Annotated in this window: 19 protein-coding genes; 10 read left to right on the top strand and 9 right to left on the bottom strand. The window is 56.6% G+C overall.

Features of this window, described 5'->3' with window-relative positions; genetic code table 11:
* Positions 1 to 11 precede the first annotated feature (11 nt).
* From glgX to EAO82_RS07855, 5 genes are all read left to right on the top strand, one after another.
* A complete protein-coding gene (gene glgX / locus EAO82_RS07875) occupies positions 12 to 2,177 on the top strand; it encodes a glycogen debranching protein GlgX (RefSeq protein ID WP_096346179.1) in 2,166 nt (721 codons plus the stop codon).
* 76 nt (positions 2,178 to 2,253) lie between these two features.
* The gene (locus tag EAO82_RS07870; RefSeq protein ID WP_096346180.1) at positions 2,254 to 3,168 is read left to right on the top strand and encodes a DUF72 domain-containing protein; all 915 of its coding nucleotides are present in this window, start codon (positions 2,254 to 2,256) and stop codon (positions 3,166 to 3,168) included.
* Positions 3,165 to 3,953 carry an endonuclease/exonuclease/phosphatase family protein gene (locus EAO82_RS07865; protein WP_096346181.1) on the top strand — a complete coding sequence of 263 codons (789 nt, stop codon included), beginning with the start codon at positions 3,165 to 3,167 and terminating at the stop codon, positions 3,951 to 3,953. Before EAO82_RS07870 ends, EAO82_RS07865 begins: the two co-directional genes overlap by 4 nt.
* Entirely contained in the window at positions 3,950 to 5,197 is a 1,248-nt protein-coding gene (clsB, locus tag EAO82_RS07860; RefSeq protein WP_096346182.1) for a cardiolipin synthase ClsB, read from the top strand. The genes EAO82_RS07865 and clsB overlap by 4 nt, the downstream gene beginning before the upstream one ends.
* The gene (locus EAO82_RS07855) at positions 5,194 to 6,186 is read left to right on the top strand and encodes a lysylphosphatidylglycerol synthase domain-containing protein (RefSeq protein ID WP_096346183.1); all 993 of its coding nucleotides are present in this window, start codon (positions 5,194 to 5,196) and stop codon (positions 6,184 to 6,186) included. Before clsB ends, EAO82_RS07855 begins: the two co-directional genes overlap by 4 nt.
* Here the strand turns inward: EAO82_RS07855 and glgB are convergent.
* The 4 genes from glgB to EAO82_RS07835 all read right to left on the bottom strand — a co-directional run bounded on the left by glgB (position 6,183) and on the right by EAO82_RS07835 (position 14,653).
* Positions 6,183 to 8,393, bottom strand: a complete 2,211-nt coding sequence (glgB, locus tag EAO82_RS07850; RefSeq protein ID WP_096346184.1) for a 1,4-alpha-glucan branching protein GlgB — start codon at positions 8,391 to 8,393, stop codon at positions 6,183 to 6,185. The two genes, EAO82_RS07855 and glgB, sit on opposite strands and share 4 nt — an antisense overlap.
* Entirely contained in the window at positions 8,386 to 11,712 is a 3,327-nt protein-coding gene (treS, locus tag EAO82_RS07845; RefSeq protein WP_096346185.1) for a maltose alpha-D-glucosyltransferase, read from the bottom strand. The genes glgB and treS overlap by 8 nt, the downstream gene beginning before the upstream one ends.
* Positions 11,713 to 11,714: 2 nt before the next feature.
* Positions 11,715 to 13,724 (bottom strand): alpha-1,4-glucan--maltose-1-phosphate maltosyltransferase, encoded by a 2,010-nt coding sequence (locus tag EAO82_RS07840; RefSeq protein ID WP_096346294.1) that lies wholly within the window; start codon positions 13,722 to 13,724, stop codon positions 11,715 to 11,717.
* 71 nt (positions 13,725 to 13,795) lie between these two features.
* Positions 13,796 to 14,653, bottom strand: a complete 858-nt coding sequence (locus EAO82_RS07835; RefSeq protein ID WP_096346186.1) for an SDR family oxidoreductase — start codon at positions 14,651 to 14,653, stop codon at positions 13,796 to 13,798.
* A 237-nt stretch (positions 14,654 to 14,890) separates the two neighbouring features.
* On the opposite strand from EAO82_RS07835, the gene EAO82_RS07830 reads away from it, so the two are divergent.
* On the top strand, positions 14,891 to 15,136 hold the full coding sequence (locus tag EAO82_RS07830) for a hypothetical protein (protein ID WP_096346187.1): 246 nt from the start codon (positions 14,891 to 14,893) through the stop codon (positions 15,134 to 15,136).
* 54 nt (positions 15,137 to 15,190) lie between these two features.
* Here EAO82_RS07830 and EAO82_RS07825 read toward each other — a convergent pair whose 3' ends face one another.
* The 3 genes from EAO82_RS07825 to EAO82_RS07815 all read right to left on the bottom strand — a co-directional run bounded on the left by EAO82_RS07825 (position 15,191) and on the right by EAO82_RS07815 (position 17,239).
* The gene (locus EAO82_RS07825; RefSeq protein WP_096346188.1) at positions 15,191 to 15,910 is read right to left on the bottom strand and encodes a demethoxyubiquinone hydroxylase family protein; all 720 of its coding nucleotides are present in this window, start codon (positions 15,908 to 15,910) and stop codon (positions 15,191 to 15,193) included.
* Between the two features lie 9 nt (positions 15,911 to 15,919).
* The gene (locus EAO82_RS07820) at positions 15,920 to 17,089 is read right to left on the bottom strand and encodes a hypothetical protein (protein ID WP_096346189.1); all 1,170 of its coding nucleotides are present in this window, start codon (positions 17,087 to 17,089) and stop codon (positions 15,920 to 15,922) included.
* Positions 17,090 to 17,152: 63 nt separating this feature from the next.
* Positions 17,153 to 17,239: a KGG domain-containing protein gene (locus EAO82_RS07815; RefSeq protein ID WP_143520297.1), complete on the bottom strand. Its 87-nt coding sequence runs from the start codon at positions 17,237 to 17,239 to the stop codon at positions 17,153 to 17,155.
* Positions 17,240 to 17,800: 561 nt separating this feature from the next.
* On the opposite strand from EAO82_RS07815, the gene EAO82_RS07810 reads away from it, so the two are divergent.
* The 4 genes from EAO82_RS07810 (at position 17,801) to EAO82_RS07795 (ending at position 21,876) form a co-directional block, all read left to right on the top strand.
* Entirely contained in the window at positions 17,801 to 19,189 is a 1,389-nt protein-coding gene (locus tag EAO82_RS07810; protein WP_174958790.1) for an iron-containing redox enzyme family protein, read from the top strand.
* 31 nt (positions 19,190 to 19,220) lie between these two features.
* Complete coding sequence (locus tag EAO82_RS07805; protein WP_096346191.1) at positions 19,221 to 20,198, top strand: methyltransferase; 978 nt, start codon at positions 19,221 to 19,223, stop codon at positions 20,196 to 20,198.
* A gap of 141 nt (positions 20,199 to 20,339) precedes the next feature.
* Positions 20,340 to 20,669 (top strand): DUF3509 domain-containing protein, encoded by a 330-nt coding sequence (locus tag EAO82_RS07800; protein WP_096346192.1) that lies wholly within the window; start codon positions 20,340 to 20,342, stop codon positions 20,667 to 20,669.
* Positions 20,670 to 20,772: 103 nt separating this feature from the next.
* Positions 20,773 to 21,876: a mechanosensitive ion channel family protein gene (locus EAO82_RS07795; RefSeq protein ID WP_096346193.1), complete on the top strand. Its 1,104-nt coding sequence runs from the start codon at positions 20,773 to 20,775 to the stop codon at positions 21,874 to 21,876.
* 7 nt (positions 21,877 to 21,883) lie between these two features.
* Here EAO82_RS07795 and ligD read toward each other — a convergent pair whose 3' ends face one another.
* Positions 21,884 to 24,514 carry a DNA ligase D gene (gene ligD, locus EAO82_RS07790; protein WP_096346194.1) on the bottom strand — a complete coding sequence of 877 codons (2,631 nt, stop codon included), beginning with the start codon at positions 24,512 to 24,514 and terminating at the stop codon, positions 21,884 to 21,886.
* A gap of 28 nt (positions 24,515 to 24,542) precedes the next feature.
* On the bottom strand, positions 24,543 to 25,451 hold the full coding sequence (locus EAO82_RS07785) for a Ku protein (RefSeq protein ID WP_096346195.1): 909 nt from the start codon (positions 25,449 to 25,451) through the stop codon (positions 24,543 to 24,545).
* Between the last annotated feature and the right edge of the window lie 108 nt (positions 25,452 to 25,559).

Below are 25,559 nucleotides of genomic sequence, written 5' to 3'. Positions count from 1 at the left end.
GAGATACCTAAATGACAAAGCCCCGGCAGTCCGTGCGTGCCCAGTTCCAAGCAACCCAACGCTCACGCGTCAAGGAGGGCCTGCCCTTCCCCCTCGGTGCCACCTGGGATGGCCTGGGTGTCAACTTCGCCCTGTTTTCCGCGCACGCCACCCGCGTCGAACTTTGCCTGTTTGATCATAAGGGCGAGGTGGAGCTGGAACGCATTGCACTGCCGGAGTACACCAACGAGATATGGCACGGTTATCTGCCAGATGCACACCCTGGGCAGATCTACGGGTACCGCGTTTATGGCCCGTATGATCCCCAGGCCGGGCACCGTTTCAACCACAACAAGTTGCTGATAGACCCCTATGCCAAGCAACTGGTGGGTGAACTGCGCTGGGACGAAAGTCTGTTCGGTTACACAATCGGTTCACCGGATGCCGATCTGAGCTTCGACGAGCGCGACAGTGCGCCTTTTGTGCCCAAGGCCAAGGTCATTGATCCGGCCTTTACCTGGGGCGAGCAGCACAAGGTTCAGGTGCCCTGGAACAATACCATCATCTACGAAACCCACGTGCGCGGCACCAGCATGCTGCACCCCGATGTGCCGGAGCATTTCCGCGGTACCTTCGCTGGCCTGAAGAACCCGGAGATCATCAAACACATCAAATCGCTCGGCGTGTCCAGTGTCGAGCTACTGCCAATCCACGCCTTCGTCAATGACCAGCACCTGCTGGACAAGGACCTGAACAACTATTGGGGCTACAACAGCATCGGTTTCTTTGCCCCCCATCCGCGTTATCTAGCCAGTGGTCGCGTTGCCGAATTCAAGGAGATGGTCGCGCAAATGCATGAGGCCGGCCTCGAGGTGCTGCTGGATGTGGTTTACAACCATACTGCCGAAGGCAATGAGCTAGGGCCGACGCTGTCCATGCGCGGAATCGACAATGCCACCTATTACCGGCTGATGCCCGAGGAAAAACGCTACTACATCAACGATTCCGGCACCGGTAACACGCTGGATATGGGCCACCCCTGCGTACTGCAGATGGTCACGGATTCCCTGCGCTACTGGGCCACGGAGATGCAGGTCGATGGCTTCCGCTTCGACCTGGCGACCATCTTGGCCCGGCATGCCCATGGCTTTGATGAACGCCACGGTTTTCTTGTCGCCTGCCGCCAGGACCCGATTCTCAGCCAGGTAAAACTGATTGCCGAACCCTGGGACTGTGGCCCTGGTGGCTATCAGGTAGGCGGGTTTCCACCGGGCTGGATGGAATGGAACGACCGCTTTCGCGATACGGTTCGTGCCTACTGGATGGGCCAGGAAAACCAGCTCGGCGAACTGGCCAGCCGCCTCACCGCATCAGGCGACTTTTTCAACGAGCGCGGGCGCAGGCCGTTCGCCTCGATCAATTTCATCACCGCCCATGACGGATTCACGCTACGGGACGTGGTCAGTTATGACCAAAAACATAACGAAGCCAATGGTGAAGACAACAACGACGGCAACGACAATAACCACTCGCATAATCATGGCTGTGAAGGCCCTACAGACGACCCGGAGATCCGCGAACTGCGGGCCCGCCAGATGCGCAACCTGATGGCGACATTGCTGCTCTCCCAGGGCACGCCGATGCTGCTCGCCGGGGATGAGTTCAGCCGCACGCAACAGGGCAACAACAACGTCTACTGCCAGGACAACGAACTCGGCTGGATCCATTGGGATATTGACGATGAAGGCCGCAGTTTGCTCGCCTTCACCCGCCGGGTGATCAAGTTACGCAAGGCTTATCCGATCCTGCGCCGCGGTCGCTTTCTGGTCGGCGACTACGATGAGGAGCTGGAGGTCAAGGACGTCACTTGGCTGTCGCCCGACGGTTCGGAGATGAACGAAGACCAGTGGCAGGACCCGAACGCCAAATGCCTCGGCATGCTGCTGGATGGACGTGCGCGACCCACTGGCATGCGCCGCAAAGGGGATGATTCGACCATGCTGATGCTCTTCAACGCACATGACGATGTGGTGAATTTCCATCTGCCCGAAGTCCCCCAGGGGACGCATTGGATCTGTTTGCTCGATACCCACCGCCCTGAGCTTAGTCATGAAGAACAACATGACCTGGCCAGCCAATTCATGGTCACCAACAGGTCGCTGCTGCTGTTTGAACTGCACAGGGACGACGCTGCATGAACTAAGCGTGGTTCAATTAGTCGGAAAATATAACGCAAGCGAGCAATAGCCTTGGCTATTGGGGGGTAGTGGGTTAGTGAGTGATATCCATATCGGCATTTCCGGCTGGCGCTACACGCCGTGGCGTGGCGATTTCTACCCGGAGGGTTTAAAGCAGCGTCAGGAGCTCGCTTACGCCTCCCGGGCAGTCAGTTCGATTGAAATAAACGGCTCCTTCTACGCCCTGCAAACACCGGAGCGCTATGCCGGCTGGTACGCCGACACGCCGGATAATTTTGTTTTCAGCGTCAAGGCGCCACGCTATATCACCCATGTAAAACGCTTGCGCGATGTTGAAGAACCCATCGCCAACTTTTACGCTTCAGGGGTGCTGGAATTAGGCGACAAACTCGGGGCGACCCTCTGGCAATTCCCGCCCAGTTTCAAATTCGACACAGAACGCTTTGACCACTTTCTGAGCCTGTTGCCTAAGACGGTCAGCGCTGCTCGCCGCTGCGCTGCCCAGGCCACACGCGGCGAACCGCCGCCGATATCCAAGCTGCCGGCGAAAACGCGTCTGCGCCACGCAGTGGAGATCCGCCATTCCAGTTTTGCCTGCGACGAATTTATCGCATTGCTACGCAAATACAAGGTAGCGCTGGTGATCGCAGACACGGCTGGAAAATGGCCGTTCCTGGAAGACGTCACCAGTGATTTCCTCTACCTGCGCCTGCACGGTGACAAGCAGCTATACAGCAGCGGTTACAGCGAAAAAGCCCTGACTCATTGGGAAAAACGCATACGCAGCTGGACCTCTGGTGCACAACCGCGTGACGCCCAACGGGTATCAAAAAAGCAGCCACCCAAACGCAGCTCGCGAGACCTGTTCTGCTACTTCGATAACGATATCAAAGTACGTGCCCCCTATGACGCTCGGCGACTACTGGAAAAGCTCACGCTGACCGACACCCTCGAAGTCACTCCAGGCGAGATGACGGAGAAGCTCGCATGAACATGCCCAACCCGCTACCCAAACGCCCCACCGAAACGGCGCCCGAGGTTCACTGCCTGCGGATAATGACCGTCAACACGCACAAGGGCTTTGCCTGGTTGAACCGGCGCTTTATTCTCCCGGAGCTGCGCGAAGCAGTGCAAACCACCAGTTCGGACATTGTCTTTCTTCAGGAAGTACTCGGCGCACACCACCGCCATGGCAAGAACGTGCGTGGCTGGCCGGACGTACCGCACTACGAGTTTCTCGCCGATAGCCTCTGGCAGGATTTCGCCTACGGCCGCAACGCGGTATATCCCGAAGGCCATCATGGCAACGCGTTGCTGTCCAAGTTCCCGATTCTCGAGTTCAACAATCTGGATGTGAGCATAGATGGTACCGAGGAACGCGGGATGCTCCACGCGATCCTGGATGTGCCAGGCCATAAGGAAGTGCATGCCATCTGCGTGCATCTGGGCTTGCGCGAAAGCCATCGCACCCAGCAGTTGCACCTGCTTGGCGGGCTGCTCGACAGCCTGGCGCCCGATGCGCCGGTAATCGTCGCGGGCGATTTCAATGATTGGCGCCAGCAAGCCGATACGCAGCTCGCCGAGCGCGGCCTCGAAGAAGCCTTTGTCAAAGCGCATGGGGCACCGGCAAAAAGTTTTCCGGCGCGCTGGCCGTTACTGCGGCTGGACCGCATTTACGTGCGCAACGCCAGTACCCATAACCCTGAAGTCCTGTCAAAACGTCCCTGGTCGCACCTGTCCGACCATGTCCCGTTGGTGGTGGAGATCCATCTATGAGCTATATCTGGCGTGAAGGTAACGATGTCGAACTCTTGATCAACGGCGAAGCCTACTTCCCCGCCGTTTTTGCCCGCATCCGCGCTGCGCAAAAGCAGGTGTTGTTGGAGACCTTCATTATCTTTGAGGACAAGGTCGGCAATGAGCTGCAGCAGATACTGATCGAGGTCGCCAGCCGCGGTGTCGAGGTCCAGGTGATGGTTGACGGCTATGGCACCGCGGATCTGAGTGCGCCCTTTGTGGCGGCAATGACCAGCGTCGGGGTTAAATTGCACATGTTTGACCCAAAGCCGAAGATTCTCGGCTACCGCACCAACATGTTTCGGCGCCTGCACCGCAAGATCATCGTCGTTGACGGCGAAGAGGCGTTCGTCGGCGGTATCAACTTCAGTGCCGATCACTTGGCCGACTTCGGGCCAATGGCCAAACAGGACTACGCGGTACGCGTTACCGGTCCTATTGTGGTGGATATTCACCGTGCCAGCCTGGATCTGTTTCGGCAGAACCGGGAAGGTGGCCGCCCCCGCCGCAGCCTGCCCGCCATGCAGGGCCTGCCACGCTTTACCGGTGATGCGCGAATGCGTGTGGCGATTCGCGACAATGATCTGCACCCCACCGATATCGAACGCCAGTATCTGCAGGCGATCCGCAGCGCCAACTATCGGCTGGTGATTGCCAATGCCTACTTTTTCCCCGGGTACCGGCTGATGCGCGAATTACGCAATGCTTCCCGACGGGGCGTGGATGTGACGCTAATCCTTCAAGGCCAACCCGATATGCCCTGGGTCCGGGCCTGCGCCAAGCTGCTGTATAACTATCTGCTGCGTGACGGTGTGAGCATCTATGAATATCGCGAACGGCCGCTGCACGGCAAGGTCGCGCTGGTCGATCAGGAATGGGCCACGGTGGGTTCGAGCAACCTGGATCCCCTGAGCCTGTCGCTGAACCTGGAAGCCAACCTGATCATCCGCCATCCTCCGTTCAACCAGCAGCTGCACCAGCACTTAAAGGAACTGGTCGCCGAAAAATGCCAGCAGGTGTCCCTGGAAACCGCCATGCGCGGGTCCTGGTGGCGCGCCCCACTGACCGTGATGTGCTTTCACTTTATCCGCCGCTTTCCGTCCATGGCCGGTCAGTTGCCGGCCCATGTGCCGATGATGAAGCTGCTACGCCCGCATCTGGAGCCGGCGAATGATGCTAGTGCTGAACCTGAGCTGCAGCTGAATCAGGAGAAAACCTCTTGAGCAATGCCGGACAGAGCGCAGACCCATCACCGAGCCGACCATGGTGGTATTGGGCCAAGCGGATACTCACCTGGTGTTTTTTCATCGCGGTGCCGGTGCTGCTGTTTTACCTGGCACGCAATGTCGACTGGGCCGAAGTCATTACCACGCTGCGCGATTACCCCCTGAGCACCCTGGCCATCGGCGCGGTCATTGCGCTGGTCAGCTATGCCACCTACAGCTGTTTTGATCTGCTCGGCCGCGCTTACACCCGCCACTCCATGCGCATAAGCGAAGTGCTGCCGGTGACCTTCGTCTGTTACGCATTCAACTTGAACATGGGGGCGATTGTCGGCGGCGTGGCGCTGCGCTACCGGCTTTACTCTCGATACGGGTTGGACGTACCGACCATCACTCGTGTCATGAGCCTGAGCATGGTCACCAACTGGCTGGGCTACATTCTGCTCGCCGGCATTCTGTTCAGCCTGGGTCTGTTGCGGCTGCCCGAGAGTTGGGAGATCGGTCAGACCGGATTGCGATTGATCGGGATCGCGCTGGTAATAGTTGCGTTAGGCTATCTGCTGGCGTGTGGCATATCCAAGCGACGTAGTTGGCATATACGCGGGCATGAAATCGTGCTGCCACCGCTGAAGTTCGCCTTGCTACAAGCCGTGCTTGGTGCAGCGAACTGGTCGATGATGGCCCTGTTGATCTTTCTGTTATTGCCGGAGGGTGCCTTCTATCCAACGATTCTGGCCATCCTGATGGTCAGCAGCATAGCCGGGGTGGTTACGCATATTCCGGCCGGACTGGGCGTCATCGAGGTAGTCTTCATTACCCTGCTGCAACAACAGTTTCCTCAAAACGAAATCATGGCCGCGCTTATCGGTTATCGCGCGCTGTATTTCCTGTTCCCGCTGGCTTTGGCTTGTGTGGTTTATCTGCTTCTGGAAAAGCAGGCCCGAGCCCGCCGTACCGACGGGCCCGTTAGCGCAACAAGCAAAGGTTAAGGCCGCAGAACAAGGGTTGCCAGTGGCGGCAGATCCAGCACCAGTGACTGGTCCTTGCCGTGGCTGGCCACCATTTCGCTCGCCAGCGGCCCCCTACTGCCAGCATTTGAGCCGGAATATTGTTCTGCATCGCTATTGATCAATACTTGCCAGTTACCACCGCAGGGCACACCGACGCGATAGCTCAAACGCGGGGTCGGGGTGAAGTTGTGTACCACCAGCACTGGCGGGTCGTCACTCTCGCCCTTGCGCAACCAGGCAAAAACACTGTTCGCCTGATCGTCGCCAATCAGCCATTCGAACCCGGCTTCGCGATCATCATAACGGTGCAGTGCCGGCTCATTGCGGTATAGACCATTGAGGTCGCGCAATAAACCATGAACTCCCTGGTGCTCACCGTACTGCAACAGGTACCAGTCCAGTTCGGCGTCGTGATTCCATTCGCGCCACTGACCGAACTCACAGCCCATGAATAGCAGCTTCTTGCCCGGATGGGTCCACATGAAGCTGAAGTACAGGCGCAGATTCGCCAGTTTCTGCCAGTGATCACCAGGCATCTTGTCGAGCAACGAGCGCTTGCCGTGCACCACTTCATCATGCGATATGGGCAGAATGAAATGCTCCGAGAAAGCATAGAGCAGACCGAAGGTCAGTTGATGGTGATGATGCTGGCGGTGCAACGGATCTTCGGCCATATAACTCAGGCTGTCATGCATCCAGCCCATGTTCCATTTGAAATCAAATCCCAGGCCGCCTTCGCGACTGGGGCGACTAACCCCCGGCCAGGCGGTGGACTCTTCGGCGATAACCATCGCGCCCGGCACCTCGCTGGCGACCACCTCGTTCAGATGCCGTAGAAAATCGATGGCTTCCAGATTTTCGCGTCCGCCATGCTGATTGGGGATCCACTCGTCAGCCTTGCGCGAGTAGTCGCGATAGAGCATGGAGGCCACCGCATCCACGCGCAGTCCGTCGATATGGTAAGTGCGTAGCCAGTGCAACGCCGAGGCGAGCATAAAGCCATGTACCTCGTTGCGCCCAAGGTTGAAGATGCAGGTATTCCAGTCCTGATGGTAACCCTCGAACGGATGAGCGTATTCATACAGGGCGGTGCCATCGAACATCGCCAGCCCGTGAGCATCATTGGGGAAATGCGCCGGTACCCAATCCAGAATCACGCCGAGCCCGGCCTGGTGGCAGGCATCAACGAATGCGGCGAAATCGTGCGGGCTGCCATAGCGTGCGGTGGGCGCAAACTGTGAGAGCGGCTGGTAGCCCCAGGAGCCGCCGAAAGGATGCTCCATGATCGGCAATAGTTCGATATGGCTGAAGCCCAGATCCAGCACGTACGGGATCAATTGCTCACCCAATTCCTGCCAGTTCAGCACATGAAATTCTTCGCCCTCCTCCGTACTCGGACCGTGGCGCCAGGAACCAGCATGAAGTTCATAGATCGAGAGCGCACTGGCGGTTGCAGGGGCCGATGTACGACGCTGCATCCAGGCGTCATCCTGCCAGTCGAATGCCAATTCCGCTGCAACTACCGAGCCGGTAGCAGGGGGCAGCTCGGTCGCCAGCGCCAGCGGATCTGCACGCAATGGCAACACGCCGTGGCTGCCGAGAATTTCATATTTATATACTTCTCCCGGTCCCAGGCGCGGGATGAACAGCTCCCAGACCCCTGCAGAGGGGTGCAGCCGCATCGGGTGGCGGCGGCCATCCCAGCTATTGAACTGCCCCACCACCGATACTCGCCGGGCATTGGGCGCCCAGACGCTGAAACGCACGCCCTTCACACCCCCGACTTCGACCAGTTGCGCACCGAAGCTGTTACCCAGTTCGCGGTGTTTTCCCTCGCTGAACAGATAAATATCCATTTCACCCAGCTGCGAGGAAAATGCATAGGGATCCTCCGTTTCCTGGACTGCATCAGGCCAACTTATACGATATAAATAGTCGACCAACTCAGGCAGGCGCAGGCTGAACAGCCCACTGTGGTCCTGCTGTTCAAGCATGCCCAGGGAGGCACCGGTTTCAGCTGCAACCAGTTCCACCTGCAGCGCACCCGGCTGCAAGGTTCGCACCACCATGCCCTGTTCGTCGACCTGAGGCCCAAGCAGAGCAAAGGGGTCGCCATGTTCCGCTCGCAAAAGCGCTTCCAGGCCCTGGCGCAGTTGCTCATCACTGCGAACTTCACGGTTACTCATCAGTGCTGCCCCCCAACAAAGGTTTAACCAACTCCGCCATACCCCGCAGCGGCACACTCAGCCAATCACGCCGGTACTGAGCTTCATAGAGCATTTCGTAGGCTGCTTTTTCTATGCCGAACAGGGTCAACGCAGCCCCCTCGCCATCCCGGTCACGCCAGGCATGCGGCAATTCTGCCGCAGCTAACCGGTAAGCATCCAAAAACGCGGCATGAGTCTGGAACAGATAGGTTTGCGCAATTGTGCGTCGTGCCTGCGCAGCTTCTTCAGACAGATCGGTACTCTGTACATTGCGTATAGCCATGGCTGCGGCGTAATCAAAAGAACGCAGCATGCCACTCACGTCTTTCAACGGGCTGTGCCGGGCGCGCCGTTCCGCAAGGCTGCGGGTGGGCTCGCCCTCGAAATCAATAAAGCAGGCATCACCCTGCACCACCAGCACCTGCCCCAGGTGCAGGTCGCCATGCACCCGCGTACAGATACCGCCCTCAATCCGCTCGGCCAATAACTGGACCTGCCTCAACAGCTCGCCGTGGCGGGCGTCGAGTGACTGCAGAAGTTGTTGGTCGTCCTCATTCAGATAAGCTTGATAACGCATTGACTCGGTCAAGGCTTGCTGCAACTGCTCGGCCACGCTATCGGCCCAGTTATTGGCGTCCTCCGCGGTACTGACAACATGACCAAAGTCCGGATTGTCAGACCGCAGCGCAAGTAACACATGCATCTCGCCCAGGCGCTGCCCCAGCAATCCGGCAAAGGTTTCCAGTTCCGCCAGCGCAGTAAATTGACTTTCCTGCTCCGACATACCGCCCGCCAACTGGTCCCGGACGGCTCGCTCAAGGGTATCCAGCGTCCATTGCCACGCATCACCCTGGCTGTTCATGTAACCCTGCAGCACCATCAGCGTATGCGGCTCCCCGGCCTGGTTGACCCGGCGCACCTCACCCAACAGCGGCGGAATGTGCGCAAATCCAGCGTTAGTGAGGAAAGTACCCATTTCTGCTTCAGGGTGAACACCAGGTACCACTTTACGAATCAGCTTGAGCATCATCCGTTCGCCCAGCGCAATGGAGGTATTCGACTGCTCGGCGCCAAACAGCCGAGAAGACTCCTGCTCGTTTGGCTCAAGCGCCTGCAAGCCCTGCGCCGGCAGAAACTGGATTTCAAACGGCTCCTGCTCACCAACCGTCTCACCATTGAGTACACTAGACTGACGTAGATGCTTGACCACCTGTGGAGCAAAGTTCTCCAGGCTGACCGCATCGGTTATCAGGCCCACCTGCCGCCCCCGCCGCAACCGTGCCAGTGCCAGCGCCGACTGCTGCACCGAGCCACTTCCGGCCTGCTGCTCGTCGACATACGCCAGCGGCAGTTGATAACACGCTTGCCGACGCCCACCCGATACTTCCCACTCGCTCAGCAGGCTGGGTACCTTCGAGTCATCCAGCGGTATGGCATAGAGCATCTTTACCTCAGGCTGCGCATCTGACGCAGCAAACCAGCGACGGCTGTGCAGATAAGGCGGCAAGCATTCGCGCTCCAGCTGCTCGCGTTGCGCGGGCCGTGTCAGCTCGGACAGATGACTGGTGATCACCAGGGTGCGCAGATCCGGCATGGCTTCTGACGGCTCAACATGCCAGCTCGGCATCTGTTTTTCATCCGCCAGCAGGAACCAGAAGAAACCGTAGGGCGGCAGTGTCAGCAGATAATTCAGGCGGCCAATCGGCGGGAATGAGGTACCGCCAACCATCTCCACTGGCACCCTTCCGTCATATGCAGCCAGATCCAGCTCTGCCGCCTGGGCCGCGCGTGACAGATTGGCCACGCAAAGGATGGTCTCATGGCGGCCGTCGCCATCATGGTATTCACGCAGGTAGGCGATAATCCGCCGGTTGCTCGGCGACAGCATTTTCAAAGTGCCGCGCCCGAAGGCCTTTTGCTGCTTGCGCACCGCCAGCATGCGCCGGGTCCAGTTCAGTAGCGAGTGGGCATCGCGGGACTGAGATTCAACATTGATGGTTTGAAAGCCATATAGCGGATCCTGGATGGGAGGCAGCACCAGACTGGCCGGATCCGCAGCGGAGAACCCGCCGTTGCGGTCGATCGACCATTGCATCGGGGTACGGACGCCGTCGCGATCGCCGAGGAAAATATTGTCACCCATGCCGATCTCGTCGCCGTAATACAGGGTTGGCGTCCCTGGCATCGACAGCAGCAGACTGTTGAGCAGCTCGATACGCCGGCGATCGCGTTCCACCAACGGCGCCAGCCGACGCCGGATACCCAGATTGATGCGCGCTCGGCGGTCGGCTGCATAGTAGTTCCACAGATAGTCCCGCTCCTTGTCGGTCACCATTTCCAGCGTCAACTCATCATGGTTGCGCAGGAAGATTGCCCACTGGCAGGCCTCGGGGATGTCCGGGGTCTGCCGCAGAATGTCGGTGATCGGAAAGCGATCTTCCTGAGCGATGGCCATATACATGCGCGGCATCAGCGGAAAGTGGAAGGCCATGTGGCACTCGTCGCCATCGCCGAAATACTGCTGCGTGTCCTCCGGCCACTGATTGGCTTCAGCCAGCAGCATGCGGTCGGGATAATGCGCGTCCAGTTCGGCACGGATCTTTTTCAGCACCACATGAGTTTCCGGCAGATTCTCGTTGTTGGTGCCGTCGCGCTCGATCAGATAAGGGATGGCATCCAGCCGCAGGCCATCCACGCCCAGATCCAACCAGAAACGCATAACGCTCAACACGGCCTTCAACACCTGCGGATTATCGAAATTCAGGTCCGGCTGATGCGAATAGAAGCGGTGCCAGAAGTACTGCTTGGCTACTGGATCCCAGGTCCAGTTGGACTTTTCGGTATCCAGAAAGATGATGCGAGTGCCCTGGTATAAATCGTCGGTATCCGACCAGACGTAAAAATCGCGGGCTTTGGAGCCCTTCTTTGCCTGCCGCGCACGCTGGAACCAGGGATGCTGATCAGAGGTGTGGTTGATCACCAATTCGGTTATCACGCGCAAACCCCGGCGATGTGCCTGGGCGATAAAGCGCTTGGCATCGGCCATGCTGCCATAGTCCGGATGCACGCCGCGGTAAGCGGCGATGTCATACCCATCGTCACGCCGCGGCGATGGGTAGAACGGCAGCAGCCAGATGGTGTTCACACCCAGCCCGGCGATGTAATCGAGCTTCTCGATCAGGCCGGCGAAATCGCCGATACCATCGTTATTAGCGTCGAAAAAGGATTTTACATGTACCTGGTAAATCACCGCGTCCTTGTACCACTGCGGATCATTGAGAAAAGCCGACTCTGTCATGATTATGTCCCTTCAACGGTACGTAGACGCCAAATTCCGAATGGCTGGTAAGCGGGATCAATGCGCATCCATTGTGTTTTCCCGTGCCAGATCCAGGTATGGCCGTTCATTAAATCCTCTCCATGCATGCTGGCATCGTCCGGCAAGCCGAACTCCCATAACGGCAGGTCGAAATGCGCTTCCTGCGGATGGTGCGGATCCAGGCTGATGGCAATCAGGATGAAGTTGCTCAGATCCTCGGTGCGCTTGCCAAAATAGAAGATGTTGTCGTTCCAGGCGTTATAGGCCTGAAAACCCAGATGGGTTTGCAATGCGGGGTTCTGCCGGCGAATCAGATTGAGCCGGGTAATCTCCGCCACAATGTTGCCCTCGGCCTGATAGTCCCGCGGGCGAATCTGGTACTTCTCTGAATCCAGATACTCTTCCTTGCCGGGCACGGGCGCCGCTTCGGCAATTTCAAAGCCGGAATACATACCCCACAGGCCCGAGCCCATGGTCGCGAGCGCAGCGCGGATAAGAAAACCCGCGCGCCCCGATTCATGCAGAAAGCGCGGATTGATATCCGGGGTATTGACGAAAAAATTGGGCCGGTAACAGTCGCGCCAAGGGCTGGTATTCAGCTCGGCAAAATAGCTCTGCAGTTCGTCCTTGGTGTTGCGCCAGGTGAAATAAGTATAACTCTGGCTGAACCCCAACTTGCCCAGCCGTGCCATCATCGCCGGCCGGGTGAAGGCCTCTGCGAGAAAAATCGTATCGGGGTAATCGCGGCGGATATCGGCAATCAGCCATTCCCAGAACGGCAGCGGCTTAGTATGCGGATTATCTACGCGAAACAGGGTGACGCCGTGTCCAGCCCAGCCTTTGACCGCATCACGTAAAGCCAGCCACAAGTCCGGGATAGCATCGTCAGCATAAAAGTCGACGTTGACGATATCCTCATACTTTTTTGGCGGGTTCTCCGCGTGCCGGATGCTGCCATCTGGACGCCAGCTGAACCAGCCGGGATGCTCGGTGATCCATGGATGGTCCGGCGAGCACTGAATGGCAAAATCCAGGGCAATCTCCAAGCCGTGGTCACGTGCCTTGCTGACCAGTTCGAGAAACTCATCAAGGCTACCCAGTTCCGGGTGAATGGCTTCGTGACCGCCTTCGGCGCTACCAATAGCATAGGGGCTGCCGGGGTCCCCCGCTTCCGCTACCAGACTGTTATTCCGGCCTTTGCGATGGGTGCTTCCAATTGGATGGATGGGCGGAAAATACAGCACGTCAAAACCCATCTGACTTATTTCCGGCAGGCGCCCCGCGACATCCGCAAAGGTGCCGTGACGCTGCGGATCATCCGTCACTGAGCGCGGAAAGAGTTCGTACCAACTGGCAAATTGCGCCAGTTGCCGCTCCACTTCCAGCGCCTGCACCGGGCTGCGCGTCAGATGACCACGCAAACCCGCCGTGCGCATGGTGGTGACTGTGCCTGGGTCAAGCATCAAGGCCAGCAGTTGATCGTTGCCAGCACGGGAGTCCAGATCGGCGACCAGCTGATTCATCCGCTCTACGTGGTGGGCTGCCGCCTGTGCGGCAGAGTCCCTGATCAGCGCCGCACCTTCGCGCAGCTCCAGATCCACCGAAACACCGGCCTGATGTTTCTTCTGCAACTCATAGTGGAAGGTGCCGTACAGATCGATCCAGGCTTCAATGGCAAACACCACACGGCCGGCCAGGTGTGTTGTCAGGTCAGCACTCCAATGATCGTTGCCCAGCTCTTCCATGGGCGTGCGCTGCCAATGCGCATCTGGGAAGCGACGCCAGACCAGATCCACCGCGAGCTGGTCATGCCCATCGGAAAAAACCACGGCCGAAATGCTCGATTGCTGATGCACTACCGCCTTGGCGGCAAAACGCCCACCTTCGACGTCAGGCGTAATGCTCTCTATCGCGATCCGCGGCATGTCCAGGGCCTGATCCAGGGACAGCGTCTGCTCAGCATCGTGATCAGATGTACTGGAGGCAGTCATATTCATTTCATTGGTACTCCTGGTGTGGAGGGCATATCCAAGGAGAGGCTGCGGGCAATCGCCAGGCCTGATCAGCCATTGAGCACGGTGCCGCCGTTGACATGCAGCACCTGGCCGCTGACATAGGAAGCATCCTCGCAAGCGAGGTAGACGTAGCTCGGGGCCAGCTCGGCCGGCTGGCCAGGGCGTTCCATCGGCGTGTTTCCACCAAACTCGGAGACCGTATCTGCGCTGAAGGTAGAAGGAATCAAGGGTGTCCAGATCGGACCCGGCGCCACGCCATTCACTCTGATGCCACGCTTGGCCAGGTTGACCGACAAAGAGCGAGTGAAACTGGTGATCGCGCCCTTGGTGGAGGAGTAATCCAGTAGCACCGGATTGCCCTTGTAGGCGGTGATCGAGGTGGTATTGATGATGCTCGCACCCTTCTTCAGATGCGGCAGAGTGGCTTTGGTCAGCTGGAACATGGCAAAGATATTGGTGCGGAAGGTTTTTTCCCACTGCTCCTCGGTGATGTCCTCAAGATTTTCCTGAGGATGCTGCTCACCAGCGTTATTCACCAGAATATCGATGCGACCCCAGGCCTGGATGGCCTTGTCGATCAGTGCCTGACAGGTACTCGATTCGGCTACGTCACCGGCATGGCTGATAGCCTCGGCACCCTCGGCTTTGATCGCATCGCAGGTAACACGCGCATCTTCTTCCTCATTCAGATAGCTGACCAGCACATTTGCGCCTTCGCGGGCGAAATGCACGGCGACCGCGCGGCCAATGCCACTATCTGCGCCGGTAATGATGGCCACCTTGCCTTTGAGTTTGTCTGAGCCACGGTAATCATCGGTGATGTACATCGGTTGCGGGTGCATCTGCTGCTCGGATCCTGGCTGCTGATCCTGATGCTGTGCTGGTGGAGTTCTATCTTCAGTCATATGGGCCTCCTGATTTGGTGCTTGAGCCAGATGTGTAATCCAAACTGCTATAAATTCAGGACTGGGCGTACGCTCGCTAGTTCAAGAAGAATTTGTCTGCAAAGCCTCTCGCACAGGCAATTGGATTGCCCGTGGTCCAAAACCCAAGGAGAGTGAGGAATTATCAAAAACTGACGAGGTCAACCACTGGCGACATTGGGGCAACATTCGCCCCCTTGGGAACTGAGCGAGGAGCCCATGGAGTATCTGGATTGGGAGTTTCTGGACTGGGTGCAATGGCCAGCAATGCTGGTGACCATTGCTGCCGCCGGATTAGTGGGATCGCAAAGCGAACAGCGGCGAAAATTTGGCTTCTGGGTTTTTCTTTCCAGCAACGTGCTATGGATAATCTGGGGACTTTACGCGCAGGCATACGCACTTATCGTTCTGCAGTTGGGCCTGGCGGCAATGAACATTCGGGGCAGCATCAAGAATTCGACCTGACACCCGGAAGACGGGAAAGGCGAGCGAGCTCCTCGTGAGCCAGCTCGCCAATCTTCAGGCCTGAGCTGCAAGTTGCTGCTGTAACAGCGCTTTGATGGTACTCACATGACGCTCTTCTTCAGCCAATGCTTTTTCAAAACTGGCGGCTATCTTCGGATGGCCCGCCTTGCTGGTAAGATCCACCAGCAATTCCCACGCAGCATTATCCGTCAGCTCCAGCGTAAGCAACGCGTTAAGTGCTTGAGAAACGTTGGTTCTGGGGTCGGTCAACACCTGCATGATGCCTTGAGCCATCACCCCCGCCACGTCGGCACAGGGCGTCATCGCGGTGGGATCTGCACCCAGCGTTTCGATTGCCTCCTTTACGATTTTCATATGCGCGGCTTCGTCATCGCGTATTCGGCGTAATGTCGGAATCAGTTCCTTGTCGTCAGTAGCGGTGCCTTCAAACTTTGCCAGTGCAGCTTCATACAACCGCACCCCAGTGCGTTCGTAAGCAAGGCGCTCACCGAGTTTGTCGACCAAAAGCTCGGGTTGTTTGCCGAGCATCTTGTCGAAACCGCTTTTGAGCACGCCTTTGACAGATCCGGGGATGGGAACAGACCCCACCGGGCCTGATTCCTTGCGCATTTCCGTACGGGCCAGGGCGAGCCGGGAGGCATCGCCCTTGATATCAGGGGGATACTTCTCCACCGCCTGGAGTAATGATTTTGTGTCTTCGGGCGACATCTGCGCGCCCGTGACATTGTGTCCAAGTTCAGCTGCCTTTTCCATAACCATCTCCTAAGAACGCTTGTCGTTCAGCTCAGTACCTGGGGCCCACTGGTAACCGGCTGACGCAATCTCGGCTGGTACACCGTCTGAATTGAGCTGTTTGCGATAGGTTTGAGAAGCCTTGCTTTCCTTTTCTTTGGGCACGTAATCCACGCCATCCGTGCGCAAATCGACTTCTTCGTCCAGCACTTTGCGGACAAATTCTCGCTGGCTCTTGAACTGAATCATCTTTGGCAATTCGCCGCTGAGCACTTCCGCTGGGTCGCGCCGCTCCAACTTCTTGAACAGCTCACAAGCCATATTCAGATGACCAAGCTCATATTCCATAAAGCGCTCCCACAACGCCTTGAGGCGGGGATTGTCCTCCTGCTCTGCGCAGCTGGAATAGGCATAGACCTCCATCGCCTCATGCACCAGCCACTTTTCCATAAAGCTCTCGTCCGGGTCCTGTAGGGAACCGTACTGAGTGACATGCTGCTCCTCAACTGATGCAATTTCCGCATAAAGCTGTCGGGCGACAGGGTCAGTAAAGGTCGGCCCGATATTCATGTAGTAATCATGCGTCTGGTACTCAGCGCCGGTGATCAGTGCAGCATGAATCTTCGTAATCAACTCGGCTTGGCTTTTGTCGTAACTTTCCCGAAGATCATCTTCTGGCGCTCGGTGGTGATCGGTCGTCACGCGTCCCGGCACAATGTCGGTATAACCTTGAAGGATATTATTAGCGTCTTTCCCTTCCAGCCGATCAAGCATTGCCGAGTACCGATACAGATGATCAAAATCCTCCAGCAGGCCGAATCGATAAGTTTGTGCCTGATAGGGATCTGGCTCATTCTGGGCCACCGCTGCCGTCACCTCTATCGCCACCTGCTCGTAGGCCACAGTGGTTTCCAAAGGCGAATGATCAGCTGACAACAGCCAATTAACCGCGGTCGCCTGATGTTGCTCGACACGACGAATCTGGGCGAGCGGCAACTGTAGCTCGCGGTTAAAGCGCGCACCAAAATGCTTGAGTCTCAGAGCATCGGTTTCAACACCGTTCATGAGGATGACTCTGACGCGGGTAAAAGCGTCATCGTCGAGCTTACTGATAGGCCGGCTGGCCATCTCCTTCCAGGTGAACTGCTGCTTTTCCAGCGGGCAACCTTTGTTGTCGAGTATTCCGGTTAGTCCGTGCATGGTATCTCCTACAGATCAGGCAAAAAAATGGCACGGCGGAAATTCCACTGTGCCTTTGGGCCATCAATGACTCCCGCCTTTTTGGCCAGCTTCGGAAGCATGCTGTGAATCTTCTGCGAAGCTGCCTTTACCGCCACGATGTTCGGTCATGACGCATCTCCTATGTCATTTGGAAAAAACTCCTCCAGCGTTCGCGAGGACTTAACTAGTAGAAAGGTCAGCCCAAGCCATCGTTCAAGAATTTTATAGATCGATTGGTCATTTTATGATCATAGGATATATATTTGAGTACTATCAGACTGACAGTCCACGTTGCTACTTTACAGCTTGGTCCGGAGGTCGATTTTACTCAAAGGCTCTTCGTCGACTCCGGCAGCTAGCCGCCATCCATTATCGGTACGTTCCCCGCTCCTCGCAGATTTGGTCTAGTCCTATCGCCATTGACTCGCGCAACAACGGCAAGACTGGAAACACTTGGCGATTTCAAGTTTGTCTGTGTTCCTTATGAAGATACTGCTGTCGAACGGGGCCCACCCGATAAGTTCCAGAGGGGAGACCGATGGTCGTCTAGCGCGTTAAAAATTGAATTTATCCGCTGCGTGCAGTTCATAAGAACACAGGCAGGTTGGCTGCCCTGCAGGTTCGAACCCGCGGAGAAAAAAGATGCTGCTACAGGACACCCAAAATTCATTGAGGCCAAATGGAACCCATATGGCCGGGATATTCTCGACAACAAAAAACCTTTATGACCAGCTTATTTCTGAGCCTCAGGCCGAGAAGACGGCTGCTGCGTCGCGGCTGTTTTTACAGGAACATCTGAGCGTTGCTGCGGAAATGGACTGCGAGCTACCGGAAGATGTGCGTGCTCTGGAGGCGTGGATAGCTAACAAAGCAGCCAGCGTGGGTAAGCAATATGCCGCCTATCTTGAAGAAAGGAATGCCGGAAAACCTCGGCGTTTTTTTACCAGCAAGGCCCATGCATTGCATTTTCTGCAAGCTGTCGCCCCAACAAAACTGGTAGATGGTGCGTGGTTGTACGGCACGTTAGAACATTGGCAGGATCCACGGTTTCACCCACTGATCCGCACTTATCTGGAAGAGTTGGGCGACGGTGTGGCACAGATGAACCACGTGTTGATGTATCGTCAACTGCTGGCCAGACACGGCTGCGAAGCGCCGCTTGCGCTACCAGATGAATACTATGTTCAAGGTACCCTGCAGCTGTCGCTCGCCTATCATGCCCAGGAATTTCTGCCTGAGGTGATCGGCTACAACCTGGGTTACGAGCAGTTGCCACTGCACCTGCTGATCAGCGCTTTCGAATTGCATGAACTGAATATCGATCCGTACTATTTCACCTTGCATATCACCATTGATAACGCCCATAGCGGACATGCTCATCAAGCGGTTCAAGCGCTATTGCAGCAATGCGCGGGCGGCACCGACCCCGATTTTTATCAACGAGTCCGCGCAGGCTATCAGTTGAATGATGTTGGCGTTGGCAGCGGAACCATTATTCGCAGTTTCGATCTTCATGAAGAGTTGCTGCGGATGCTCGATCAAAAGCGCACATTCGGTCAGCAAATGCATTCCGACTTTTGCAAACTCGAAGGCAAAACGGTAAATGAATGGCTGTCCGAGCCCGGACAGATGCTCGCTTTCCTTGACGCATTAGAGGCACGGGGCTGGATACAGCGCGGAGTCGATCCAGGCCAAAGCCGTTTCTGGCATCTGATTGCCGGCCCGGACGCGTTGATGTTCGGTGTGTTTACCGAGTATGAGCAGCGCCTGATTTATGAGTGGATAGCAGATGGCTGGCTGATGCAGGAAGAAGCAAAAAGCAGCGCTCGTCAGCGCCAATTCAAGCCTGCACGCGGCAGTCGACGCAAGGCTGAAAGCGACACAGCTGTCTGCCCAGCGGACCGCACGCAACTCGCCCTGGAGCCGTTGTCGGAGCCACTGGAAACACTGCGCCAACAGCTCGAAAGCATGCCTCGGATCGAACGCATGGCGACGCTGATCAACATGATGAACCCTTCTCTGCACGGCACACCCGAAGGTTTGCTGGCAACAAGGCTGTTTTCATCACAAATGTATTGAATAAATAGCTGGAAAAGGAACAGGGTCTTTTATGCAGGCAGCATCGAACATACACGACATACCGGGCGGCGCCCCTTCAGAAAGACGCTCGCAGGCACTGGTTGTGCTGGCGGAGAAGCTGCGTTCATACGGGTACCAGTTCACCACAGTGACGCCTCTGACCCACGCTTACAACAACGAGCGACACAGCAGCAAATGGGCACAGGACCTTCGCGATGTATTCGGTTGGAGCCGGCCCTTCCTGCGTGAGCTGGTCGCTCCCGAAGATTTTGATCTGATGCTGCAGGCCGGCATATTACGGCCCTGGGCGGAAGGTTGGCGTAGCAGTATTCGGTGGTCGAGCCTGGGAGACCTGCTGCTCAGCCATTCGGCCTACCCGACCACCAATACTGAAGCAGTTTTCTTTGGGCCGGATACTTACCGATTCGTCAACGCAGTGCAGCGCTGGCTGGATTTCAACAAGCCCTCCGTGGCACGAGCAGCGGACATTGGCTGTGGCTCCGGGGCGGGTGCGATTGCACTGGCTCGCGCTCAACCGGACTGCCAGGTGCTGGCCGTGGATATCAACCCTCAGGCACTGCAGATGACCTGCGTCAATGCGCGGGTAGCGCGAGTGAAGAACGTCACCCCCAAGCTCAGCAGCTTGCTCGACAATGTCGAAGCTGGCCTGGACCTGATCATTGCCAACCCCCCTTACATGATGGATGCCCAGGAACGCGCTTATCGTCACGGCGGTGGTGAACTGGGTGCTGGTTTGTCGATCAAGATCGTTGAACAGGCGCTGAGCAAGCTGGCTCCTGGGGGGACGTTGCTGCTTTATACCGGGGTGGCCATGGTTCAAGGACAAGACCCCTTCCATGCGCAGCTGCAGCGCTTGCTGGAGGGCAGCGAAAGCACCTGGGAGTATCAGGAACTGGACCCCGATGTCTTCTCTGAAGAATTGCGCCGTCCTGAATACGCCTCGGTTGAGCGTATTGCAGCAGTGTTGCTGACACTGACGCTGAATTGACCGCCCCGATCGGGGCCAAAGTTCACGCAATTAACGACGTTCAACTCATTTTCCAGCTTTTTTCGCGACCGTTCATCGGAGTACTTGAATCTAATCATTTATCAGTCGTCAGTTACTTCATGTAACAACGGAGTAAGACCCATGCACGAACGCGATCCGAACGAAACCAGCCGACTGCTAGCTGGATACAAAGTCTCCACTGAAACCACCCCCAACGGTGATCTGATGGTGGTGCTGGAATGCCCTGACAACAAACTATATAAACGCGTGGTACCTAAGGATCTGAGAGACGTCAGTGGGTTCGTTCACCGCTTTAAACTCGATATGTTGATCGACCAGGGGCACCTGCCGCGCAAAGACATATTACAGGCGGTTGATAAACAGAAGTTGCCGGACTATTTGCCAGGCACCTTGGAAACCACCCGATATGCACGCTTGTGGGAGGAGCGAAAACTAAAATTCAAACCCTAATTCCTGCCGCCAGCGATCTGTAAGGGTGGCGCCTTATTGAATCAACCCTGCCTCCCTTTGGCGAAGAGTCACTCACATTTCGTTTGCTTTCAAAGGGGACCGGATGAATACCGAATGGACCACGATGCTAGTTACGCCGGAAATTCAACTTCTGCTGCGTGCGACCATTGCTGTACTGGTGCTGGGCCTGATTGCCAAACTCATTGGCAAACTGCTGACCCGGGTTACGTCGCGACTTTCGTACCTACATCAGCTCGCTGAAAATCTATCTCATCCGCTGGTTTATCTATTACCCCTGTTGGGCTTACAGGCCATTTGGCTGGGAGCATCTGCAGAGATTGCGTTGATTGGTGGCGTTCAACATCTCACTTCGCTGGCAACCATCGCAGTGATCACCTGGATCGGTATTCGCGCGGTGCAATCGGTGCAACAGACTATAGTGGCGCATAACCCGGTCGACATCAGCGACAATCTGCGGGCTCGGCGTATCCAAACACAAACCCGACTGTTGGTACGCACTTTAAGCTTCTTCGTACTGTTGTTCGGAATTGCCAGTATGCTGACCACTTTTCCCGCTGTGCGTCAGGTGGGCACCGGATTGCTGGCATCTGCCGGACTGGCAGGTCTGGCAGTCGGCTTTGCAGCCAAGCCCGTACTGGGCAATATCATTGCTGGTCTGCAAATCGCCATTACGCAGCCGATCAGAATTGACGACGTCGTCATTGTCGAGAATGAATGGGGCCGTGTAGAAGAGATAACCGGTACCTACGTTGTAATCCGCATCTGGGACGACCGTCGTCTGGTCGTACCACTACAGTATTTTATCGAACAACCATTTCAGAACTGGACGCGTCATAACGCTTCCATTACCGGCTCCGTCTTCTTCTGGGCGGATTACACCTTACCGCTACAACCATTGCGGGATGAAATGGATCGACTGCTGGAGCAGGTGCCTACTCTGTGGGACGGGCGGGTAAAAGTACTGCAGGTCACTGACACCACCGACAAGGTCGTCCAGTTGCGGGTGCTGGCCAGCTCGGGGGATTCCGGCTCCAATTGGGATCTTCGCTGCTACCTGCGAGAGAATCTGATCTGTTTTATCAGCCGCGAGTATCCTGAATGCTTGCCCCAGCTTAGAGCCACAATGGAAAGCCCGGCTGCCGAGCCTGCCGCTGAAAAGCCACCTGAACGCTCACCAGGCGCTTGACCCGCCATCAAGGCGCCTTGGCCCCCAGCTGTTGCCACATGGCTTTACCTATACGCTGGCGATGATGAAAATCGGCCCATGGGTCCGCGGATAACTGCTGCAACCGCTCGTGCAAATTTTGCACCGTCCATTGTTGCGCGCTGCGCAAACCGGCCAGCTCATCACGGCTGATCGGCACCGATACCGGCAGGCCGGGGCGAGCCCTCGCGGAATAGGCCGCCACGGTGCTGGCGCCACGGCTATTACGCAAATAGTCGATAAAGATCTTGCCGATACGATTTTTCGGCCCCATCTTGCTGACGAATCGCTCTGGCAACTGCTGCGCCATGAACTCGGAAATGGCTTTGGAAAACGCCTTGAGGCTGTCCCAATCCAAATGCCGCGCGACTGGGATAATCACATGCATGCCCTTACCGCCGCTGGTCTTGAGCCAGGCTTGCAAGCCGATTTCATCCAGCACCGAGAGTAGCAACTGGGTGGCTTCAACCATTGCTTTCCACGGCAATTTGGGATCCGGATCCAGGTCCAGCACGATACGGTCCGGCTTCTCGATACTGTCACTCAACGAACCCCAGGTATGCAATTCGATACAACCCATTTGTACAGCGCCCACCAAGGCCTTCGCCGAATCGATCTGCATCAGCGGCGCATGGCCAGGATCAAGCGATTTATCCAGATGCCGTATATCCGGAATGGCCAGGTGTTCGGCATGTTTTTGAAAGAACTGGTCGCCCTCCACCCCTTCCGGAGCGCGCACGAGCGAAACGGCTCGACCGGCAAGCTGGGGCAGTATCCAGTCCTGTATGTTGTCGTAGAACGCCGCCAGATCATACTTGCTAGCCCCGCTCTGCTTGTCAATGACGCGCTCTGGGTGACTAATGGCGACGCCGCTTAACTTTCCCTGCGTGTCACCCTTGGGTCGTTTGGTTGCTTCTTTCTCTGTCGGACGCCCGACAGAGGATTTGATCTCATCCGGCGTCTTTGGTTGCTCCTTGATAATATCCTCCGCGGGCTTGTCCTCTCGCAGAGCGATGAAAGCAGCTTGGCGCACGATCTGCTCCTTGGTCCATTGCGCGAACTCCACCTCGCAAACAAGCTTGGGCGAGACCCAATGGATATCGCTCTGACGGGCTAAGCCTCGGGTGCTGGCGAGAGGGCTGGTCTTGCGTTCCAGTCTGCGTAGTTGCTTGTGCAGCTGCCTCAGCAAAGCCTCATTAAACCCGGTGCCCACGCGGCCAGCGTAGAGCAGATTCTTGCTGCCGGGGCCATCATGAACCCCCAACAACAGCGCCCCAAAACCGCTTCGACTGCCCTTGGGGGGTGTATAGCCAACCACGACGAACTCCTGACGCAGCCGACACTTGAGTTTGATCCAGTCGGCACTGCGAGCGGACACATATTCGCTACCCGCGCGCTTGCCTATGACGCCCTCGAGCTGCATGGCACAGGCACTTTGGTAGATGTGCTGGTAGTCAGCATCCAGTACTTCCGAAAAACGCAACAACGAACTGCCCTCTTCAATCAGTGCCTCCAGCGCTTCACGACGCTGCTCAAGCGGCGCCTCGCGCAGATCACGACCATTCAGAAAAGGTGCGTCGAATAGGTAATACATCATGCTCTGCGAACTGCCCTTGTCGAAGGCGTTCTGTAGCGCCTGAAAGTCAGGCAGACCTTCATCGTTCAGTACCACTACCTCACCATCAAGCCAGGAATCTGCCAAATCCATTTCGGCAATAGCCTTCGCTTGTTTGGGTAGACGGTCTGTCCAGTCATGGCCGTTGCGGGTAAACAGCCGGACCTCGCCTTCGCGAATCCGCGTCAGAATCCGATAGCCATCAAACTTGATCTCATAAAGCCAATCGCCAGCGGGCGGAGTACTCACGAGCGTTGCCAGCTGCGGTGAGAGCTGCTCGGGCATGGTGGCAACTTCGCCGACAGCGCCGCGAGAGCCCTTGGTCTTTTTTTCTCTGGCGGGCGAAACCTGATCTTTACTGGCTTTGGATGCTGAGCGTGCAGTTTTGGATCTTGCGTCTTTTTTGCCTGTGGAAGCGCCGCCTTGCTGATCACGCTGCAGTCGTTCCCCGGTGATGACGCTCTCGGGGCGTTCGGCAATCAAATCAAAGCTACTGGCAGACTGTGCTGCCTCATCCTGCTCCTTGATTAATAGCCATTGCTCCTTGCTGCCGCTGCCCCTGAGTCGCGTGCGTACCAGATTCCAATTCCCGGCAAGCTTCTCGCCATACAGACGAAATCCCAACTTGCCTGCCTTGTAGGCTTTAACAGGGTCACCTTCGGGCTCCCAGATCCCGCGATCCCAGACGATAACATCGCCACCGCCATACTGGCCTTTGGGAATACTGCCTTCAAAGCTGCCATAGCTGAGCGGGTGATCTTCGACGTGCACCGCCAGACGTTTGTCGGCCGGATCCAGGCTCGGACCTTTAGGCACCGCCCAGCTCTTCAAGGTGCCGTTGAGCTCTAGCCGGAAATCATAATGCAGATTTCGCGCGTCGTGCTTCTGTATTACAAAACTCAAGCCTTCAGACTTCTTCAGGCGTTCCCGCTTTCCCTCTTCTGCTGGCTCAGAGGTGAGCTCGAAATTGCGCTTGCGGTTATATTCACTCTCCGGTCTGGCCATGTCGAATGCCTGTCGTCAAATGGGTTTATTACTTGCTGGAACGCCGAGCCGGCTTACTATCCTGGCTATCTTCATCGTCGGCCTTGGCCTTGCTGGCAGGTCGTTTTTTCGCTGGTGATTTGGCAGGCGCTTTTCCGCCTTTCCCTTTGCCTGCAAGACTGCGCTTGAGCAATTCCGTCAGGTCCACGACATCCGCACTGCGACGCTCCTCTTGATCATCGTCAGCCTGTTCGACACTTTCAATCTTGCCAGCCTTGGCCTTCTCCTCAACCAACTGCATGATCTTTTCACCGAAGGTGTCTCGATACTCCTCTGCTTTCCATTCGGAGGTCATGTCTTCCACCAGTTTGCGAGCCATATCAAGCTCTTGCTTGGACAGTGAAGGGTCGCTTACTTCTTCGTTCAGGTTGAGGCGGTCCAGGCTGCGCACTTCGTCAGGCCAGCGCAACATCACCACCACCAATGCCGAATCCAGCGGCATCAGGGCCGCCAAACTCTGGCGAGTGCGCACCACTACGTTTGCCAGCGCCACCTTGCCGGTCTTGACCAGGGTTTCGCGCAGTAACGCATAGACTTTTTCGCCCCGCCGCTCCGGGCTAAGGAAATAGGGTTTACGAATATTGATTAACGGAATCTCGGCACTATCGACGAACGCAAATATATCGATAGTCTGGGTAGCCTTGGGGTGAGCCCCAGCAATCTCCTCCTCACTGATGACCACGTAGCGATCCTTCTCGTACTCAACGCCTTTGACAATATGCTTGGAGGTAATTTCCTTGCCGGTCACCTTGTTGATGCGCTTGTAACCGACCCGGTCCATGGATCGCTTGTCCAGCCAATCAAAATCGATGCCTTTGGAAGAAGTAGCGGAGACCAATGCCACGGGAATGTGTACCAGCCCGAAACTGATTGCACCCTTCCATATTGCTCTTGCCATGATCCGCACTCCGCTGTTTTAAACACCTGGTTATGATTGGTGACCGCTGCGACTCAAGGAAAGTTTCAGACAAATCACCACTGGCACCGAAGCGTCCTGGCTTGCCTA

This window comes from Halopseudomonas pelagia, assembly GCF_009497895.1.
Taxonomy (GTDB): Bacteria; Pseudomonadota; Gammaproteobacteria; order Pseudomonadales; family Pseudomonadaceae; genus Halopseudomonas; species Halopseudomonas pelagia_A.
Note: the sequence above shows the minus strand (reverse complement) of the source record. Positions and strands in the feature narration are given on the sequence as shown.

Bases quoted from the DNA above. Each gene is read 5' to 3' on its own strand.
- glgX (WP_096346179.1), top strand. From the start codon at position 12: ATGACAAAGCCCCGGCAGTCCGTGCGTGCCCAGTTCCAAGCAACCCAA.
- EAO82_RS07865 (WP_096346181.1), top strand. From the start codon at position 3,165: ATGAACATGCCCAACCCGCTACCCAAACGCCCCACCGAAACGGCGCCC.
- clsB (WP_096346182.1), top strand. From the start codon at position 3,950: ATGAGCTATATCTGGCGTGAAGGTAACGATGTCGAACTCTTGATCAAC.
- glgB (WP_096346184.1), bottom strand. From the start codon at position 8,393: ATGAGTAACCGTGAAGTTCGCAGTGATGAGCAACTGCGCCAGGGCCTG.
- treS (WP_096346185.1), bottom strand. From the start codon at position 11,712: ATGACAGAGTCGGCTTTTCTCAATGATCCGCAGTGGTACAAGGACGCG.
- EAO82_RS07840 (WP_096346294.1), bottom strand. From the start codon at position 13,724: ATGACTGCCTCCAGTACATCTGATCACGATGCTGAGCAGACGCTGTCC.
- EAO82_RS07835 (WP_096346186.1), bottom strand. From the start codon at position 14,653: ATGACTGAAGATAGAACTCCACCAGCACAGCATCAGGATCAGCAGCCA.
- EAO82_RS07830 (WP_096346187.1), top strand. From the start codon at position 14,891: ATGGAGTATCTGGATTGGGAGTTTCTGGACTGGGTGCAATGGCCAGCA.
- EAO82_RS07825 (WP_096346188.1), bottom strand. From the start codon at position 15,910: ATGGAAAAGGCAGCTGAACTTGGACACAATGTCACGGGCGCGCAGATG.
- EAO82_RS07820 (WP_096346189.1), bottom strand. From the start codon at position 17,089: ATGCACGGACTAACCGGAATACTCGACAACAAAGGTTGCCCGCTGGAA.
- EAO82_RS07815 (WP_143520297.1), bottom strand. From the start codon at position 17,239: ATGACCGAACATCGTGGCGGTAAAGGCAGCTTCGCAGAAGATTCACAG.
- EAO82_RS07810 (WP_174958790.1), top strand. From the start codon at position 17,801: ATGGCCGGGATATTCTCGACAACAAAAAACCTTTATGACCAGCTTATT.
- EAO82_RS07805 (WP_096346191.1), top strand. From the start codon at position 19,221: ATGCAGGCAGCATCGAACATACACGACATACCGGGCGGCGCCCCTTCA.
- EAO82_RS07800 (WP_096346192.1), top strand. From the start codon at position 20,340: ATGCACGAACGCGATCCGAACGAAACCAGCCGACTGCTAGCTGGATAC.
- EAO82_RS07795 (WP_096346193.1), top strand. From the start codon at position 20,773: ATGAATACCGAATGGACCACGATGCTAGTTACGCCGGAAATTCAACTT.
- ligD (WP_096346194.1), bottom strand. From the start codon at position 24,514: ATGGCCAGACCGGAGAGTGAATATAACCGCAAGCGCAATTTCGAGCTC.
- EAO82_RS07785 (WP_096346195.1), bottom strand. From the start codon at position 25,451: ATGGCAAGAGCAATATGGAAGGGTGCAATCAGTTTCGGGCTGGTACAC.